This window comes from Campylobacter taeniopygiae (assembly GCF_005406225.1).
In the GTDB taxonomy this organism is placed as follows: Bacteria; Campylobacterota; Campylobacteria; order Campylobacterales; family Campylobacteraceae; genus Campylobacter_D; species Campylobacter_D taeniopygiae.
This window is the reverse complement of record NZ_NXLY01000007.1, coordinates 81,621-99,681: the sequence shown is the minus strand read 5'-3', so window position 1 is coordinate 99,681 and position 18,061 is coordinate 81,621. Positions and strand designations below refer to the sequence as shown.

16 protein-coding genes are annotated in these 18,061 nt (G+C 29.9%); 5 read left to right on the top strand and 11 right to left on the bottom strand.

What is annotated here, in order from left to right:
• On the bottom strand, positions 1-1,160 hold a 1,160-nt coding region (locus CQA75_RS04840), incomplete at its 3' end, for a PDC sensor domain-containing protein (protein ID WP_212741795.1).
• A 119-nt stretch (positions 1,161-1,279) separates the two neighbouring features.
• Between CQA75_RS04840 and CQA75_RS04835 the strand changes: the two genes are divergently transcribed.
• The 3 genes from CQA75_RS04835 to CQA75_RS04825 are packed head-to-tail and all read left to right on the top strand — an operon-like array spanning position 1,280 to position 3,742.
• Entirely contained in the window at positions 1,280-2,137 is an 858-nt protein-coding gene (locus CQA75_RS04835; protein WP_137623911.1) for a metal ABC transporter solute-binding protein, Zn/Mn family, read from the top strand.
• 7 nt (positions 2,138-2,144) lie between these two features.
• Complete coding sequence (locus CQA75_RS04830; protein ID WP_137623910.1) at positions 2,145-2,936, top strand: metal ABC transporter ATP-binding protein; 792 nt, start codon at positions 2,145-2,147, stop codon at positions 2,934-2,936.
• Complete coding sequence (locus CQA75_RS04825) at positions 2,936-3,742, top strand: metal ABC transporter permease (protein ID WP_137623909.1); 807 nt, start codon at positions 2,936-2,938, stop codon at positions 3,740-3,742. The genes CQA75_RS04830 and CQA75_RS04825 overlap by 1 nt, the downstream gene beginning before the upstream one ends.
• On the opposite strand, the gene CQA75_RS04820 is transcribed toward CQA75_RS04825, so the two are convergent.
• The 10 genes from CQA75_RS04820 to pgp6 all read right to left on the bottom strand — a co-directional run bounded on the left by CQA75_RS04820 (position 3,713) and on the right by pgp6 (position 14,650).
• Positions 3,713-5,095, bottom strand: a complete 1,383-nt coding sequence (locus tag CQA75_RS04820) for an McrC family protein (RefSeq protein WP_137623908.1) — start codon at positions 5,093-5,095, stop codon at positions 3,713-3,715. The genes CQA75_RS04825 and CQA75_RS04820 overlap by 30 nt on opposite strands.
• Positions 5,088-7,334 carry an McrB family protein gene (locus CQA75_RS04815; protein ID WP_137623907.1) on the bottom strand — a complete coding sequence of 749 codons (2,247 nt, stop codon included), beginning with the start codon at positions 7,332-7,334 and terminating at the stop codon, positions 5,088-5,090. The genes CQA75_RS04820 and CQA75_RS04815 overlap by 8 nt, the downstream gene beginning before the upstream one ends.
• Before the next feature lie 78 nt (positions 7,335-7,412).
• The gene (gene rimP / locus CQA75_RS04810; RefSeq protein WP_137623906.1) at positions 7,413-7,853 is read right to left on the bottom strand and encodes a ribosome maturation factor RimP; all 441 of its coding nucleotides are present in this window, start codon (positions 7,851-7,853) and stop codon (positions 7,413-7,415) included.
• A complete protein-coding gene (rbfA, locus tag CQA75_RS04805) occupies positions 7,843-8,205 on the bottom strand; it encodes a 30S ribosome-binding factor RbfA (RefSeq protein WP_137622711.1) in 363 nt (120 codons plus the stop codon). The genes rimP and rbfA overlap by 11 nt, the downstream gene beginning before the upstream one ends.
• Complete coding sequence (gene infB / locus CQA75_RS04800) at positions 8,202-10,781, bottom strand: translation initiation factor IF-2 (protein WP_137623905.1); 2,580 nt, start codon at positions 10,779-10,781, stop codon at positions 8,202-8,204. Before infB ends, rbfA begins: the two co-directional genes overlap by 4 nt.
• The gene (locus CQA75_RS04795) at positions 10,768-11,064 is read right to left on the bottom strand and encodes a YlxR family protein (RefSeq protein WP_137623904.1); all 297 of its coding nucleotides are present in this window, start codon (positions 11,062-11,064) and stop codon (positions 10,768-10,770) included. Before CQA75_RS04795 ends, infB begins: the two co-directional genes overlap by 14 nt.
• Positions 11,058-11,936 carry a homoserine kinase gene (gene thrB / locus CQA75_RS04790; protein WP_137623903.1) on the bottom strand — a complete coding sequence of 293 codons (879 nt, stop codon included), beginning with the start codon at positions 11,934-11,936 and terminating at the stop codon, positions 11,058-11,060. The genes CQA75_RS04795 and thrB overlap by 7 nt, the downstream gene beginning before the upstream one ends.
• A gap of 22 nt (positions 11,937-11,958) precedes the next feature.
• Complete coding sequence (locus CQA75_RS04785; protein ID WP_137623902.1) at positions 11,959-12,360, bottom strand: tRNA threonylcarbamoyladenosine biosynthesis protein TsaB; 402 nt, start codon at positions 12,358-12,360, stop codon at positions 11,959-11,961.
• A gap of 38 nt (positions 12,361-12,398) precedes the next feature.
• Entirely contained in the window at positions 12,399-13,283 is an 885-nt protein-coding gene (gene lpxC / locus CQA75_RS04780; protein WP_137623901.1) for a UDP-3-O-acyl-N-acetylglucosamine deacetylase, read from the bottom strand.
• Positions 13,280-14,650 (bottom strand): peptidoglycan metallopeptidase Pgp6, encoded by a 1,371-nt coding sequence (gene pgp6, locus CQA75_RS04775; RefSeq protein WP_137623900.1) that lies wholly within the window; start codon positions 14,648-14,650, stop codon positions 13,280-13,282. Before pgp6 ends, lpxC begins: the two co-directional genes overlap by 4 nt.
• Positions 14,651-14,855: 205 nt before the next feature.
• Here pgp6 and bamA point away from each other — a divergent pair, with 205 nt between their 5' ends.
• Both bamA and accD read left to right on the top strand, forming a co-directional pair.
• Positions 14,856-17,072, top strand: a complete 2,217-nt coding sequence (gene bamA, locus CQA75_RS04770) for an outer membrane protein assembly factor BamA (protein WP_137623899.1) — start codon at positions 14,856-14,858, stop codon at positions 17,070-17,072.
• A 146-nt stretch (positions 17,073-17,218) separates the two neighbouring features.
• Positions 17,219-18,061, top strand: a complete 843-nt coding sequence (gene accD, locus CQA75_RS04765; RefSeq protein WP_137623898.1) for an acetyl-CoA carboxylase, carboxyltransferase subunit beta — start codon at positions 17,219-17,221, stop codon at positions 18,059-18,061.

The window sequence follows — 18,061 nt, the reverse complement described above, 5'->3', positions numbered from 1 at the left end:
TCTCCTTTTTCTACTACTTGAACAGTAGAAACAGATTCTTTTACAGCTTGGTTATCTTGTTCTAAACCTTGTTTAGTCATAAGGATGTTTTCATTGATGGCTTTTGAGATTTGACCAAACTCATCATTGGTTTTTATATTAATAGTAGAGACATTCTTTGTTTTATGATTGATAAAATCAAAGAAGGCATTAAGACCACTTTGGATGGTGGTGAGTGGGGAGAGGAGTTTGGCGATAAAAATATATAATAATAAAGAAATAATTGCCACCATAATCAAAGAAGAAACAATTTGCACATAAGTCATTTTAAGAATTGGCTCGGTTACAATATCAAGTGGTTCGCCAATACATATGGTTGAATTTTCGTATTTTGCACATATAGCAAATCTTTCGCTATTGTCCCTTTTTCTTGTATATTCAAAAGGTTCAAAATCCGCTTTTGTTTTAGATATAGCAGCAATTTGATCAATATTATAACCTTCTTTAAGTTGCTCTTTATCTGTCGCTGCAAAAATTTTATTGTTTTTATCAAATGCAAAAGTTCTTCCAGGATTTGCCTCATACTCTTGTTGTAAATCTTTAGTTAAAACATCAATTGCCAAAACTCCAATAAATTTACCATCTTTGTATAGGGCTTTAGAGTAGGTAAAACAAGGAAGTTTAGAAGTGATATCGACATAAGAAGGAGTTATATAAACATCATTTGTTTTTAAAGCTTCTTGATAATATTCTCTTGTTCTTGCATCATAATTATCTGCCTTTCCATAAATACCAAAATCTAACCCTTTAGAATCAGAATCAGAATCAGAAACAATTAATTCTCCATTAGGTTGAGCAATATAGGCTGCCAAAAATCCTCCAGCATCCCTTAAAACTTTAAGCTCCTCGCCCACATTTTCTTTAAGTGCTTGCTCACTACTCAATTCATCATAAGAAAAACCTGAAATTCTTTTACTATAATTTTCAAGAGCTTCCAAATTCTTTTCTTGAAATGATATAAGAGAGTTTTTAGCAACCTTTATATAACTAGTTTCTGTTTCAATAACTTCATCATAAATCAAGTTCTTTAGGAAAAAATAAGTTATAAAACCTAAAATACTTAAGCAAATTATAGTTATTAAACCTGCAACAAAAGAAACCTTAAATTTCAAATTTCCCATAAATATTCCCTTTTTCAATTTTAATAATTTTTACCAAAAGATGGTATTATAACGAAATAAGAATTTATTTTATATTAATTAAATACTATCTCTAAAATATTTAAAACAGGGTTTAAACAATGGTAAAAAAAATATTTTTCTTATTTGCAATTTTATTAAGCTTTTTAAATTTGACTTGGGCTAAAGATATAAAAAATCACAAAGATATCCCTACTGTAAGTGTGAGCATACCACCTCAAGCCTTTTTTGTTGAGAAAATAGCCGGAGATACTGTAAAAATAAATATTATTTTACCGCCTAATACCAATGAGCATCATTTTGAATTTAAGCCAAGCGTTATGAAAAAACTCGAACAAAGCGAAATTTATTTCACTATAGGTTTAGAATTTGAAAAAATTTTTATTGATAAATTTCATCACAATTTTCCTAACTTAGAAATAGTCAATATGCAAAAAAATATCAAATTACTTGATTTTCAAGATTCACACCACCAAAAAGATCCTCACACTTGGCTAGATCCTGTCTTAGTGCAAACCATGGCTTTAAATATTTATGATGCCTTGATCCAAAAATATCCTGAAAATAAAAATCTTTACAAAGAAAATTTAAACAAATTTTTAGCAGAATTAGACAATCTTAATTTGCAAATTTCTTCAAAACTTGAAAATATAAAACAAAAAGAATTTATTGTTTATCACCCTTCTTGGGCTTATTTTGCCAAACGCTATCATTTGATTCAAATTCCTGTAGAAAATTTAGGAAAAGAACCAAAAATAAAAGAATTAAAACAGCTGATAACTTTTATTAAAGATAAGCACATTAAAACTATTTTTGTTCAAAATGGCTTTCCTGAAAATGCAGCAAAAACCTTGGCCCATCAATGTGATGCCCAAATTTACATCATCAATCATCTTTCAAAAGATTGGGAAAAAGAACTTTTAAAAGTCAGCGATGCTCTATCTAAAGCTTTAAAATAGGTAATTTATGGAATTTTTTTCTATTAAAAATCTTAATTATTCCTATAATAAAGAATGCGTTTTAAAAAACATCGATCTAATATACGATAATCAAGATTTTTTATCCATAATAGGTCCAAATGGTGCTGGAAAATCCACACTCATAAAGCTAATTTTAGGACTTTTAAATTCTCACAATACAATCACATTTAAACAAATTAAAAAAAGTGAAATCGGCTATGTTCCACAACATACTTTAGCCAATCCAAATTTTAATCCTAGAGTCCTTGAAGTCGTGCTTATGGGACTTATCAATAAAAAAAGATTTGGTTTTTACAAACAAGAAGATAAAAACAAAGCCTTAAAAGCTTTAGAAAAAGTCCAAATGCAAGATTTTTGGAATAAAAAAATCAACGAATTAAGCGGAGGGCAAAGACAACGCGTATTTATAGCAAGGGCTTTGGTGGATGAATGCAAAATGCTTATTTTAGATGAACCAACCGCAAGCGTTGATAGCAAATCAGCAATACAAATTTTTGAGCTTTTAAAATCTTTACATGAAAAAGGCATAGGCATTTTGCTTGTTTGCCATGATATCAATTTAGTTCTTGTTTATAGCGATAAAATCGCACATTTAAATAAAGAATTATTTTTACATTCTAATCAAAAAGAAAAAAAGAAAAGCGATTTTTTAAAACATTTATACGAAAATCATTCCCATTTTTGCGATGTAGAAATGAGTTTAAATTCATGCTTGTGCGATCATAATTGCAAGGATAAAAATTTAAAAACACCACTGCACTTTTCTAAGGAAAAATAATGTTTGAAATTTTTCATTTCACTGTATTTCAAAACGCTCTTTTTGCGGCAATTTTAGTCAGTATTGCTTGCGGAATTATAGGAACTTTAATCATGATCAATCGGCTTTTTTCCATGGCCGGAGGGATTACACATGGGGCTTTTGGAGGTATAGGGATCGCTTTTTATTTTTCCTTGCCTATTTTGCTTAGTACAAGCATTTTTACCCTTATCTTAGCCTTTATCGTTGCCTTTTTAGTCAAACATTACGAGCACAGAAGCGATAGTATCATTGCTGTGATTTGGGCATTTGGCATGGCAATTGGGATCATACTTATAGATTTAAGTCCTAGCTATAATACCGATCTTATGGCTTATCTTTTTGGAAACATTTTAGCGGTTGAAAATGAGGATTTATATTTAATGGGTTTAATTGATGGGGTTGTGATTTTTTTAATGCTTTTATTTTATAGACAATTTGAAGCGATAAGCTTTGATGCTGAATTTGCAAAAGTGCGTGGAATTAATACAAATTTTTTTCATTATCTTTTAATCGCACTGATGGCATTTTGTATTTGTATTTCAATCCGCCTTGTTGGACTTATTCTTATTATAGCGCTGCTAAGTATTCCTAGTTTTATCGCTGAAAATTTTAGCAAAAAACTTGGTTTTATAATGATTCTAGCAAGTTTTTTGAGTATGATTTTTTGCTTAGGCGGGCTTTTGCTTAGTTATTATTTCGATCTTTCTAGCGGAGCTTGTATTATTATCGTTGCTTGTTTTGGTTTTTTAATCAATTTAGGCGTGAAAATCGTTTGCAAAAGGTAAGGGTGCGAACAAAATTTTTAATTTTATGCGACCTTCTAAGAAATTTAAAAAATCACTTGCTTTAAAAAAATACTCATCTTTTTTGCTTTTCTCTTTTAATTCTAAAGTCCTCCCGCACAAAGGATAAATAAGCCAAACCTCTTTTACCTTAAATTTAGCAGCATAGGCAAACATTTGATAAAGATCGCTTTGTGCGATAGAGTATTGTTTTTTATCATCACTATCACTTAGAATTTTCCATTTAGTATCTGCGATTATATGATCTTGGATATAAAGATCTGGTTTAAGCAAAAAACAATCTTCGCTGTTATTTTTATTCATTAGAAATTTAGTTTTATCTTGAGTTTTAATCTTAATTTGATCATTGGCTATTTTAAACATATGAGTTACATAATCTTCAAAAAGTTTTTCCATAGGAAAAAGCAAAGCAAAAGCTTCGTTGCTTCCTTTATAAGGGGTAAAAGTTTCTTTTTGTAAAAAAATCCTACACCAAGAAAGCAAAGTTTCATAATAATCAAAATGTCTTGAAATTTTATACTCAAAATCTTTTTTGTAGTTTTTAGATAATTGCACATCATCAAGCATTTGCAAGGCTTTTGTGACTTTAAATTTATGCATAGTTGTTTTGGATTTTAAAAACTCAAGTGTAGATTTTATCAAACGATTTGGCGGAATATCCAAGATAAACTCATCGCTTTCTGTAAAAAATCTTTCTTTATGGATAAGATTGTGTTTTAAATTTTCACTAAAAAGCAATTTTCCCTTTAAAAAAGCCCTGTTATCTTGTATGCTCACATAATCTTTTTTTAATCCTTTTTTAAAAATCAAATCCAATTCTTCCAAAAACATAGAAATAAAAATTTCAAATAAAGGCATTTTAGAAGTTTTCAAAGATGAAATATGACTTTTTTTAAAAGGAGAATTTTTTAAGGTTGTAAGTAAATTTAACAAAAGTTGCTTAGAAGGAAAATTGTAATTTTTTTCATAGTTAAAATTTACAAATTTTTCTATTTTGATCTCGTTTTTAGGCTCGTTCTTTTGTATATCTAGTTTATAAATTTGTTTTATTTGATGAAAATTTATTTTTTTAAAATTCTCATCTTTCTCTCCTTGATAATTTTCTAAATCGGTACATTTGGGTAAAATCTCCAAAATCCCGCTTTTTGTTTGTATCATACCCACATAATTTTTAGCTTTTAGCGTATTTTTATTTTTAAAACCTAAAAAAATTTCATTATTTTTAGCAAATTCTTCTAATTCTTTATAAAATTTATTTGCCCTATTTCCAAAATCTTTTTTTAAGTCATTCTCGCCAAAAGCCTGATATTCAATAACTTGAAAAACATTAGTCATTGTTTTTATTATTTTCTTCGGTTTTGTTATCGATATAAATTTTTTGATACGTTTCTATTTTATCCCAAATTTCATTATCAAAAGGGTTAATATTATAAATAGTTTTCTCATTGTATGTTTCTAGCTTCTTAATGCTATTTAAATAATCATTTTCTTTATTTTCTGCTTTTTCAACCATACGATTATCGTTTAAAACAGCATTTATTAAAGCATAATCATCGTAAAAATACTCTTGCAAAAGAGGGATAATTTTATTTTGAAAAACGCTCTTTAAATTTTCTAAATTTTTAACACCTATGAAAAACGCATGTCCTATAGTTTTTTCCCTATCTAGCAAGCATTCTATACGAGTATTGATAGCTGTTAATAGTTTTGATAAATCTACATCTTTATATTCTAAATTTTCTAATTCTTTAGGATCAGGCATCATCTCTACAAATTCAAAACGCCTTCTTAAGGCTGTATCAAGCGAAGTTATACTTCTATCAGCTGTATTCATAGTGCCTACAATATAGACATTTTCAGGCACCCCAAATTTTTCACCACTATAAGGCAAAGTTACCCTTAACTCTTCTTCCTTGCCTATTCTTTTGCTTGGTTCTATCAAAGTTATAAGCTCGCCAAAAATCTTACTTACATTACCGCGATTGATTTCATCAATAATGATAATGTAAGGCAAATTTGTTTCTTTTGGTTTGTCTTGATAATCTTTCAAACCTTGCGATTTTAAATAATTTAATATAGCTTTAACATATGCTGAATTATATATTTCATTTACACTGGAAGTTTTATATAATTTCATTATATTTTCTATATTTACTGGATAATCTTTATGATTTTTACTCATATCATCAAATTTAATTCTAAATGTTTTTCCACCTCTATACTGAATAGAATATTTTGTATTTGGCAATTTAAAATATTTTTCCGGATTATCATCTTCTTCTTTTGCTTTTTCTTTTAATTTATTTATATAAACATTAAAGTCTTTTATATTATCTTCATTTTCTAAAGCCTTTTTGCAAAGTTCTTTAAAAATTCCATCTCTTATTTCATATTCCAACTCTTTAGAATTTCCATTATCTTCGTTTATAACAGGTTTTATACCCTCTACAAATTCTTCATATCCGTAACTTTGATGAAAGGTAGTAAAAACTATTTGTCCATTTTTTACATACTCATCAAATTTTGCTTTTTTGTCTATTCTATTTTCTAAATTTTCACCCAAAATTTCTAAAGCTTTATCTATAGTATGATAAGTCTTTCCTGTCCCTGGAGGCCCATAAAGAATTTGATTTAAAGATATATTTTCATCTTGTATATCTTTTCCAAAATGAACTTTAAAAAATTTCTCATAATATTTCAATGCATTAAAATACATATTACCATTTTTAAGATTTTCTGATAAAAAATTTTTATCTTTGTCTAATTTGTGTTTATTTCTATAAAATTCATTGTTATCACTACAACTATACAAACTCTTATCTAAAAATTTCTTAGATATATTATCTATTGCATCAATATATTCTTTTATAACTTCATCGTGCAATTCACTTTTTAAAAAATTAAAAAATAGTTCTTTTATTTCTCTAATATAATTTTCACTATTTTCACCATATTCAAACCATAAAGGATTGGCTATTTTATTTATCATATCTATTAATGATAAATTTTCATCTTCTATTAATTTTCTATAAATTTCACATGTTTTCAATTTCTGTTTAAATTTATTTTTGGATATTACGTTTAAAACATCTTTTGAAAAAATATTAACTATTTTAATATTTTTTATATCTTGATAATGAAAAGCTATTTTCCATTTTACAGCATCCCCAAAATTTATCTTTTCTATCGCCTCTAAATCATTATTTTTACTTGCTTGTATTATTTTTACAATTATTTTTTTTACATTTTCAAAAGCTTCATCTTGGTTATTTCCATATTTAGATAACCAAGCATAATTTTGATTATACAATCTACCTTTAGAAGATTTTTTTTCACCCTCATCGTTTCTTCTATATATACCAAATTTAAAACTTGAGCCACCCCAAATGCTTCCTATATTGCCAAGTTTATTTTCTATCCAAAAAGTAAAATCATCTCTATTTGGATTCTCTTTTAATACACTGGTATATTCTTTTAAAGTCATTTCTTGGACTCTATCCAAAGTCCATACTTCTTGAAATTGTAAAAAATTATCCGCCAATTCTTGAGATTCTTTTTTATCTAAATTCCACATTCAATTTCCTCTTTAGCTATTTTAAAAATTAATAAACATTATAATAAATTATTTATTAATATTTAATAAATAATTTATTTACCACTGTACGAAAGTTCTAGCTTTTTTTATATCATTAAATTTAAGAGTGATTTTTTCATTATCTAAGGTTTGTAAATTTATATTTTCATTTTCAACGCTAAGAATTTTTGCCTCGATCTTTTCTTTTTCATTGGTTGTGATTTTTACAAGCTCATGGATGCTTTTTTCAAAATGCTCTATTTTACTAAGCTTTCTTTCAAGCCCACAGCTTGAAACCTCTAAAAAATACTCTCCACTTACAGGTGGTTCCACATCAAAAATAGGTGATAAAATCTCACTAAGCCTAGCACAATCATCCAAATTTATCCCCACTCTTTCACCTTTTTCATTTAAAGGATTCATCACATAAATTCGGTAAATTTTTTTTCCATTTTCACTGACTAATTCACTATCATAAAGTTCTAAATTTGCTTCTTTGCATAAAGCCTCAAGATTCATTTTTTTCCTTTTTTATCTTTTCAAAAAGCGCATCCATGTGATTTTGATACTCGAGTCTATCATCAAATTTAAAATGAAAATTCGGACAGCGATACCAACCTTGCTCACTCATACAATAGTTTTGCAAAGCCCTTGATGCCTTTTTTAAAGCGTTAAGAATTTTTTCTTGCTCATGGGCATTGAAAAACATTTTATCAAGATACACAAAAGCATCATATCTGCCTTTTTTGCATTCTACATCCACAACACAAAGATTTTTTAAATTCTCATCATCTAAATTTGCCAAAGCTTCAGGGATAAGCTCTTTTAAAATGCTTTCTGTGCGTAATTTTTTAATCTCGGCTGGATTCATAGACTTACTTTTTCTTCAACTTCTTTATAACTTTCTATATAATCACCCACTCTCATATCATCACATCCTTGTATGCCAACGCCACACTCATAGCCTTTTGCAACCTCTTTAACATCATCTTTAAAACGTTTTAAAGAACTCACGCTTCCTTCAAAAACCACAACGCCTTCTCGTATGAGACGAATTTTAGCCCCTCTATTGATCACGCCTTCTGTAACCATACAGCCCGCAATTTGACCCAATTTTGGCACATTAATCACTTGTCTGATTTCAGCTTGACCCAATTGCTCTTCAGAAATTATAGGGCTCATCATACCACCAAGCAAGGCTTTAACATCGTCTAAAAGATTATAAATAACATTGTAGGTTTTTATTTCAACACCTTTATCTTTAGCACGTTCTTTGATTTCCCCTGTTGGACGTATATTAAAACCAAGCACGATAGAATTTTCACTCGCACTAGCAAGTTCAATATCGCTTTGTGTGATTCCACCTACCCCGCTATGGATGATATCGACTTTAATTTCATCGTTTCTTAATTTTTCCAAACTCGCTTTTAAAGCTTCTAGCGTTCCTTGAACATCTGCTTTTAATATAACTGGTAAAGCTTTGATATTGCCTTCTTTGATTTTAGCTCCAAATTCATCAATGCTGACTTTTGTGGATTTGCTAAGCTCTTTTTGACGATTGTATTCATAACGTTTAGCTGCATACCCTCTTGCTTCTTTATCGGTTTTAACAGCAATTAAAATTTCACCCGATTGTGCCACTTCACTTAAACCAACTATCACTCCACATTCACCTGGCTTGATCTCTTTAAGTGCTTTACCTTGATCATCACTCATAGCTTTTATTTTTCCATAAGAAACACCCGCTACAACCGTATCACCTACTTTTAAAGTTCCATTTTGCACGATCACAGTAGCAACTGCACCACGACCTTTTTGTATGGAAGATTCTATAATACTTGCCTTTGCGTAATTTTTAGGATTTGCTTTTAACTCTAAAATATCAGCCTGTAAAAGCACGATTTCAAGTAAATCTTCTATCCCCATCCCCGTTTTAGCAGATACACCTACAAATTCATAACTTCCACCCCACTCTACTGGCATGATCTCAAGTTCAGCAAGTTGTGTTTTTACCATATCAGGATTTGCGCCCTCTTTATCCATCTTATTGATCGCTATGATGATAGGCACATTAGCAGCTTTTGCATGATTAATCGCTTCTTTTGTTTGAGGTTTAACCCCATCATCAGCAGCTACAACGATAATAACAATATCAGTGATACTTGCACCCCTTGCACGCATAGCCGTAAAAGCCTCATGACCTGGAGTATCGATAAAGGTGATCTTTCGATCATTTTTTTCCACCATATAAGCACCCACATGCTGGGTAATTCCCCCTGCTTCACCACTTGCAACACGAGATTTTCTGATAAAATCTAGCAATGAAGTTTTACCATGATCAACGTGTCCCATTATCGTAATAACAGGTGCTCTAGTGATTAAATCTTTTTCATCATCTTGAGTTTCATAATCTTTTACATAATCAAATTCATCCGCTTCATTAGTAATAGTAATTTCTATGCCAAATTCAGAGCCCAAAATCTCAATAGCATCTTCATCTAAAAAATCATTTTTAGTTGTCATCATACCAAGCATAAAAAGCTTTGAGATCACTTCGCTTGTGCTTTTGCCTATTTTATCGGCAAATTCATACACTCTAATTTCTTTAGGAATTTCAACGCTTGTAATGGCTTCATTTTCTTTTTTTTCCACTTTTTTAGGCGGTTTTTTACGACTTCTTCTTTGAATTCCACCTTCAGCAAAATTAACAGAATTACCCACAGCTTGGCGTAAAAAATTAGGCTGTTTTTTAACCATATTGTTCGGCTTTTCTTCTTCCTTAACGCTAAAATCAGGCAAAACAACCTCATCCTCATCATCTAAAGAAATTTCGGCAAAATCTTGATTTCCTAAAAGATCCATTTTTTGAGTATTTTCTTTTTTGACTGCGATATTAGGTTTTTTATCTTTTTTCTTCTTTTTTGCAGAATCATCGAGATCAGTATTTGAAAACATCGTTTTTAAATTAATTCTTTCTTGATTTGAAGGAGTTTCAGCAGCACTTTTTGGTTCTTCTTTTTTTGCAAGTTCTTCTTCGGTTTTTTTCTTTTTAACAATCACAAGCCCTCTTCTTTTTGCCAAAGTAGCACTCGCTAAACTCTCTTGAACTTTTTCTTTAGGCTCTTCTTTGACTTCTTCTTTTGGCTTAATCGTTTCTACTTTTTCTACCTTTTCTTGTTTTGCTACAGTAGTAGTTTTTGCAGTTTGAACCTTGTCTTCTTTTGCTTTGGTTTTTGTTTTTTTTGCCGGAGTTTGCTTGATATTTTTCTTAAAAGCTTCGGGGATAACTTTAGTTTGTATGTATTCATAAATTCCCGCAGCAACATCAGGTTCTACGGCATTTGATGCGGTTTTGATATTGAGTCCTAATTCGTTGGCCTTTTCGATGATTTCTTTGCTATCGTATCCTAATTCTTTTGCGATTTCATGAATTCTAATTTTTGCCATTTAAAACGATCTCCTTTATATTCTGCTGAGTGATTTTTATATTTAATTTTTTACATATTTTTGAGAATGTGGCCTGAAATTTTTCATCCTCCATTAAAAGACAATGATTGCACAAATAAATACTACGACCAAAAGCTAAATTTTGGTATAACTCCGCCTTAAAAACCTTTAATCTATGCAATTCTTTTTGAAAAAAACGATTTTTGCAAACCACGCACATTCTAACCGGTTTATGTTTGTCTGCATTTTTAGAATTATATCTTTTTTTTTCATTTTTTAGCAAATTTCAAAACCTTTATTATCAAATTCTAAAACCAAAATTTTAAAATTTCTAAATTTTTTCTCAAGTTGCTGTTTTAAATAATTTGCATCCTCTTTATAAGCAAGATTAAAAAAACTAGAACCTGATCCTGAAAGAGTACTCATTAAAGCTTTGTTTTCTAAAGCAAATTTTTGCACCTCAAAAAGTTCGGGTAAATTTTTCATTCTATGATTTTGATGAATTAAATCTTTACTAGCTATAGTTAATAAATCGTATTTTTTTTCCAAAAAACAAGCTGTAAGAAAAGAAGAATGAGCTAAGTTAAATACGCACTCTTTAAGATTAAAACTTGATGGTAAAGCCGTACGACTTTGCTCTGTGCTTATAAATACATTTGGAATAACTACAACAGCACTTAAATTTTCATCTATGGATTTTTTTATACTAAAAACATTTTCATTTTCAACCACAGAAGTTACAAATCCTCCCAAAACCGCCGGAGCTATGTTATCAGGATGATTTTCATATTTTAATGCCTCATTTAAGATTTTTTGTTTTTCAACCCTAAATCCAGCCATTTCAAAAGCCGCTCCAATAGCTCCAACAATGACAGCAGAAGAGCTTCCAAGACCTCTAGATAAGGGAATTTTATTTTCAAAAATAAAGCGAAATTTTTCTTTTTTTCCACTCAATCTTTCATAAACTTCATTAAAAATACTCACAAAAATATTATTTTTTTTAAGGCTTAAATTTTCACTGCCTTCTCCATAAATGCTGATGCTAAAAAAATTGGATTTTTCAATGATAGTGCTATTAAAAAGCCCTATGCTTAAACCAAGACAATCAAATCCTGGTCCTAAATTTGCACTCGTTGCAGGTACTAAAATTTTCAATATTGATTCCTAGTAAAATTATTTAAATTGCAGGTAAAAAATAAAAAGGTAGATTATCATCTTTTTTATTAAGCTTGCTTAAATTTGAAGGTAGGATAAACTCTCCTGAAACAGCCTTTTCTAAAACAATTTCATCCCCTTTTTTGACAAAACACATTTCTCTATGAGCACTGATGGGCTGATTATTATTCAACTCAAATGCGCTAATTGCAAACAAAGGGATATTTTTAACTATACTTAGGGTACTCAAACTCACATAAGAAATTTTAATCCCCATAAAAGAGCCTGGACCGTTAGCATAAATAAGCTCATCAAAGGTGAAATCTTGAAGTAATTCTTGTAAAATTTTAGGTATAAATTCACTCGCTTTTTCATCGCTTGTTATGCTTTTTACAAGAAGATCATTTTCATAAACACCAAGCATTAAAGGCTTAGATAAGGCATTAAGTAAGAGAGAAGTTTTTATGCAAAAACCTTTTCATAAGCTTTTTCATTTGCTTTTTCAAGACTGACAATTTCATAAGCTTCTTTATCTTTTAACACCTCTTTAGTGAGCAAGTGATTTAAATGATGGCTTCCAGCAAAAGATATATAATCGCCAAAAACTCTATATCCAAGCAAGGTTAAATCCCCGATAGCATCTAAAATTTTATGTCTTACAAATTCATCCTTAAAACGCAAACCTTCAGGATTTAAAATTCTACTCTCATCGACAACTATAGTATTTTCCAAACTGCCGCCAAGGGCTAAATTTTTATCTCTAAGCATTTGAACATCTTTTAAAAAACCAAAAGTTCTAGCTCTTGCGATATTTTCTATATAATTTTTTTTGCTGAATTCAAAATTATAAGTTTGCTCACCTATAACCGCATTATCAAATTTGATGGTATAATTAATGCGAGGCTCTTTAGTCGGTATTAATCTTACAAATTTATTCCCATCTCTTACTTCTATTGGTTTTTTAATAACCATAATTTTTTTAGGTGCATCTAGTTCTACAACTCCCGCTTCATCAAGCATCATACAAAAACTAATACTTGATCCATCCATAACAGGAGCTTCGTTTGCATTTAAAACAATACGCACATTATCAATTCCATAAGCATTTATAGCACTCATTAAATGCTCTATCGTTGAAATAAAACCGCGATCATCTCCTAAAACAGTGGCCATTTGAGTATTGATTACATTTTCAGGAATCGCTTTGTAACTTGCATTTAAATCACTCCTAAAAAAAACTATGCCGCTATCAGCCTCCAAAGGCTCAAGAGTAATTTCGATAGGTTCGCCTTTGTGTAGTCCTATTCCTACACCTTTTACTGATCTTGCTAAGGTTAATTGTTTCATTGTTTTTGTCCTAAAATTATTTTTTTTCCATTATTTAAAACTTTATAAATGTTTTCCTCGATCCATTTTCTATCTTGCCATTGCTCCGGACGTGTTTCTATTCCTTGAACTAAAACCCCAAAATGCAAATGATCTCCAAGAGCTAAACCACTTTTTCCTGTTCTTGCGATCACACTTTGGCTGGCTATTTTTTCGCCGACATCAATATCTTTAGATGAGCAATGTCCATAAAGACTATAAACACCAAAGCCATGATAAACAATCAAATTAAGCCCGTAAATTCCATTCTTTTGTGCAAATACAACTTTTCCAGAATTATTGCTAAAGATTGGAGCTTCTCTAACACTAGCCAAATCTATACCCATATGGTAAGAATCGCTAACAAATTGACCATTATAAGAGTAATATCTATGATCAGCAAAATCCCCAACTTTTAACGCATGTTTCAGTGGCAAAAATAAATTAAGGGAAAAATTATCAATTTTATCTTCTAAAACATTTGAAGTGATTTCATGTATGAGTTTTTCATTATCATTTCTTAAAGTTTCATTGACGAATTTAAATTTGTCAAAACGCGTAAAATTATTGTCTTTTGGAGCGTATTCTTGAGCTAAATTTTCAATTTTACCATCTAAGAAACTATCCGTAAGGTTAATATTAGAAACTTTATACTTTCTATTTAAAAAATAATACCTTATGCGCTCTTTAGAAGTATTTCCGGCCTTATCTGTTGCAATCACATAAGCTCTAAACTCATCGTCTCTTGCATCCCAAGCAATAAGGGCTGCATAATAACCATCTTTAACATAAGGAGTTGCTTTAAAGATCTTTCCTCTATTTGTCTCGATATAAACTTGATCTAAGTTAGCATCTTTTGCAGAAAATACAACGCTAGCTGCCCCGCCTTGCTCGATTTGATAAGAATTGCTTAAAATATTTATTTTAGGAGAGGCATTATCGACTATAATCGCGATTTGTTTTTTTGCTTTATCTTGATCAAAAATATTCCAAAAACAATCATTTTCAGCAATAATTTCCATGATAAAAGATTTTGATTTTTCGCTACTTTTTGGCAAAGCAACTTGCAAAGTAATATCATTTAATTTTTGTATTTTTTCATCTGCAATTAACATTCCAGAATCTTGATCATCTTTTTTTAAGATAATTTTTACATTTTTAATAGAATGATTCTCATCTTTAATATGCACAGAAATAGGTTTTTCAAGATTTGTATAGACAATATCGGGCATAAGAATTTGAGGTAAGCTTTTTCTCACTATATCTTCTTTTTTTACAATAAAAAAAGCTGCCAAAACAACAAGGATTAAAAAATACAGATAAAAAGTCTTTTTCTTTCTTCTTGCCATCTTTTCTTCCTAAGATAAAAATCAATATTTTTAGTTTTTAAAAATTTTATAAAAATATAGTAAACACTTAAAATAGAGAAATTAAAAATCATAAAGAAGCTTAACTTAAATAAAAACAGCTTTAAAACATTTTGTTTTTGTTAAAATTTTTCTGATATAATCATAACTTTTGTAATATAAAGCTTATTTTTAGGTAAAAAAATCAATGAAAAAAATTATCAGTGTTTGTTTATTAGCTACTTTGAGTAGTGCTACTGTTATAAAAGAAATTAAATTTAGCGGTTTAAATCATCTTTCAAATACAAGTGCACTTAATCTTACCGGTTTAAAAATTGGAGAAAAGCTAGATCTTTCTAAGGTTAATAAAGCCATACTTAATCTTTATAAGCAAAATTATTTTGATAATATTGCCGTAGAAGAAAATAATGGGATTTTAAACATTATTGTTACAGAAAAACCGAGTATTGCTAAAATCACAGTTACAGGAATTGCTTCCAATGATCGTAAGCAAATTGAAAGTATGCTCAGAATTAAAAGAGGAAATTTATTTGACGAATCAAGTGCCAAAGAAGCATGTGATCGCATTAAAAACTACTATGAAGCAAGAAGTTATTTTGACACTGTTGTAGAATACAAAACAAAAACTCTAAACAATACAGACGGCCTAGAGCTTGAATTTATAGTAAATCGTGGAGAAAATATTATCATCGATAATGTTTATTTAAGTGGAGCTAAAAAGCTATCTTACTCCGATATAGAACCTGCTGTTATCAATAAAGAAAAAGAATTTATGGGCTGGATGTGGGGAAGAAATGACGGAAAGCTTAAAATATTTGAATTAAATAATGATAGCGCAAGAATTAGCGATGAGTATATGAAAAAAGGGTATTTAGATGTACAAGTTTCAGCTCCTTATCTAAAAACTTATACGGATTTATATCAAGCTGATTTAACCTATTTTATCAAAGAAGGCAAACCTTATAAAATTAAAAATATCTCTATAGAAAATCCTTTATTTGAAGAAAAGCAAAATTTAAAAACAGTTAAAAATCTACGCTCTAGCGTCGGTAAAATTATCAATATCGAAGATGTTAGAAAAGATGTAAAAACTTTAGAAACGCAAAGTGCTGATTTAGGTTATGCTTTTGTTGAAGTTTATCCAGATATCCAAAAAAATGATGAAACCCATGAGGTTACAATTAATTTTAAAGTCATTCCTCATGAAAAAGTTTATATTAGAAATGTAATTATTGCAAATAATTCTCGTACAGTCGATCGTGTTATACGTAGGGAATTATATATTACAGAAGGCAATTTATATAATAGAACGGATTTAACCGAATCCAAAAACGCTCTAAGAAGAACTTCTTATTTTGATGATGTTAATATTAAAGAAAAAAAGGTTGATGATACACATATTGATCTTATTGTCGATGTCAAAGAAGCTTCAACCGGTGCAATTTCTGGAGGTATAGGATATGGATCAAGTGATGGACTACTTTTAAATGCTTCTCTTTCTGATACAAATATTTTTGGATCAGGAATTAAAAGCTCGGTGAGTGTGGACAAAAGCGACGATACTTTATCAGGAAGAATCAGCTTAATTAACCCACGAGTTCTTGATAGTCAATATAGCCTAGGAGGAACTCTTTATTCTAATGATTATGAGTGGGATAATTATTCAGAAAAAAATTATGGATTTGATATTACTGTAGGTCGTCAATTTGCAAGATATTTTAATGCAAGTTTAACTTATAATTTAGAACAAAGTGATATTTATCATCTTAGTCCAACCCTTTTAAGAACAGGCTATGATCTTGGAAAAAGTATCAAAAGTTCTATATCTCCAGCCCTTTCATTTAATAATACAGATGATTATTATTTACCAAGATCTGGAATCATCACTTCGACAAGTCTTGAGTATGCTGGAATCGGTGGAGATCAAAAATTTCTATCCTCAAGCACTAGGTTTAATTTTTATCAAGGTTTGCAAGATTATATAGGCTATGATCTCATTTATCGCTATAAAGCAAGTTTTTATAAAGTTTGGAATAGAGGTTACTTACCAATCAATCAAAGAATTTATTTGGGAGGTATTCGCTCAATTCGTGGTTTTGAAAGTAGAACTGTAAGCCCTAAAAATGAATGGGGTGATGAAGTGGGCGGAACGATAGCTTTTGCCAATTCCGTAGAGCTTAGTTTTCCATTGATAGATAGAATCAAACTTCGTGGAAGTATGTTTTTTGATTATGGTATGATAGGACGTAAAAATTTAGATGAAATTAAAAGAATGAGTACGGGCGTTGGTTTAGAATGGATCACTCCTATAGGACCTTTACAACTCATCTTTGCTAAACCGCTAAATAAGAAAAAAGGCGATGATACGAGTACTTTTGAATTCAATCTAGGAACACGTTTTTAATATTTTTTAGATGCATTAATGCATCTAAAAAATCAAATACTTACTACAAATAAATTTCATTTCATAAAAATTTTACTAATTGCAAGAAAAGATAAGAAAATTTTGATATAATTCTTAAATTTTTTAAATCTAATTAGGTAGTTTATATGAATTTTGCAGATATTTTTTCAAAAATTAGAAGACAACAACCTAGCGTAAAAGAAGCACCAAATCACTGGGTAAAATGCCCAAGCTGTCATGCTTTAATGTATTATAAAGAAATAGAATCTTGTTTTAATGTATGCCCTAAATGTTCTCATCATATGAGAATTTCTCCTATAGAAAGAATCAATCTTTTAAGCGATGAAAATAGTTTTGTAGAATTTGATGCAAATTTGGAAGCTATTGATCCTCTAAAATTTGTTGATAGCAAATCCTATAAAAAAAGATTGAGTGAAAATCAAAATAAAACAGGCAAAAAATCTGCGGTCGTAAGCGGAGAATGTACAATTGACGGGATTAAAACTCAGCTAGTTGTATTTGATTTTTCTTTCATGGGGGGCTCTTTAGGATCAGTAGAAGGTGAAAAAATAGTTCGAGCCATACAAAGAGCCATCAGTAATAAAAATCCTTTAGTGATTGTAAGTGCAAGTGGAGGTGCTAGAATGCAAGAAAGCACCTATTCTTTAATGCAAATGAGTAAAACAAGTACTGCTTTAAAACTCTTAAGCAAAGAAAAAATTCCTTATATTAGCATCTTAACAGATCCAACCATGGGAGGTGTGAGTGCTTCTTTTGCTTGGCTTGGAGATTTGGTGATTGCCGAGCCAGGGGCTTTGGTAGGCTTTGCAGGAGAAAGAGTTATAAAACAAACCATAGGAGCTGATTTACCACAAGGCTTTCAAAGAGCTGAATTTTTATTAGAACATGGTCTTATAGATGCAATAGTCGAACGATCTGAAATGAAAAAATATCTTAGCGATGTACTTAAGTTTTTTTGCGGAAACTGA

Bases quoted from the DNA above. Each gene is read 5' to 3' on its own strand.
- CQA75_RS04835 (WP_137623911.1), top strand. From the start codon at position 1,280: ATGGTAAAAAAAATATTTTTCTTATTTGCAATTTTATTAAGCTTTTTA.
- CQA75_RS04830 (WP_137623910.1), top strand. From the start codon at position 2,145: ATGGAATTTTTTTCTATTAAAAATCTTAATTATTCCTATAATAAAGAA.
- CQA75_RS04825 (WP_137623909.1), top strand. From the start codon at position 2,936: ATGTTTGAAATTTTTCATTTCACTGTATTTCAAAACGCTCTTTTTGCG.
- CQA75_RS04820 (WP_137623908.1), bottom strand. From the start codon at position 5,095: ATGACTAATGTTTTTCAAGTTATTGAATATCAGGCTTTTGGCGAGAAT.
- CQA75_RS04815 (WP_137623907.1), bottom strand. From the start codon at position 7,334: ATGTGGAATTTAGATAAAAAAGAATCTCAAGAATTGGCGGATAATTTT.
- rimP (WP_137623906.1), bottom strand. From the start codon at position 7,853: ATGAATCTTGAGGCTTTATGCAAAGAAGCAAATTTAGAACTTTATGAT.
- rbfA (WP_137622711.1), bottom strand. From the start codon at position 8,205: ATGAATCCAGCCGAGATTAAAAAATTACGCACAGAAAGCATTTTAAAA.
- infB (WP_137623905.1), bottom strand. From the start codon at position 10,781: ATGGCAAAAATTAGAATTCATGAAATCGCAAAAGAATTAGGATACGAT.
- CQA75_RS04785 (WP_137623902.1), bottom strand. From the start codon at position 12,360: ATGCTTGGTGTTTATGAAAATGATCTTCTTGTAAAAAGCATAACAAGC.
- lpxC (WP_137623901.1), bottom strand. From the start codon at position 13,283: ATGAAACAATTAACCTTAGCAAGATCAGTAAAAGGTGTAGGAATAGGA.
- pgp6 (WP_137623900.1), bottom strand. From the start codon at position 14,650: ATGGCAAGAAGAAAGAAAAAGACTTTTTATCTGTATTTTTTAATCCTT.
- bamA (WP_137623899.1), top strand. From the start codon at position 14,856: ATGAAAAAAATTATCAGTGTTTGTTTATTAGCTACTTTGAGTAGTGCT.
- accD (WP_137623898.1), top strand. From the start codon at position 17,219: ATGAATTTTGCAGATATTTTTTCAAAAATTAGAAGACAACAACCTAGC.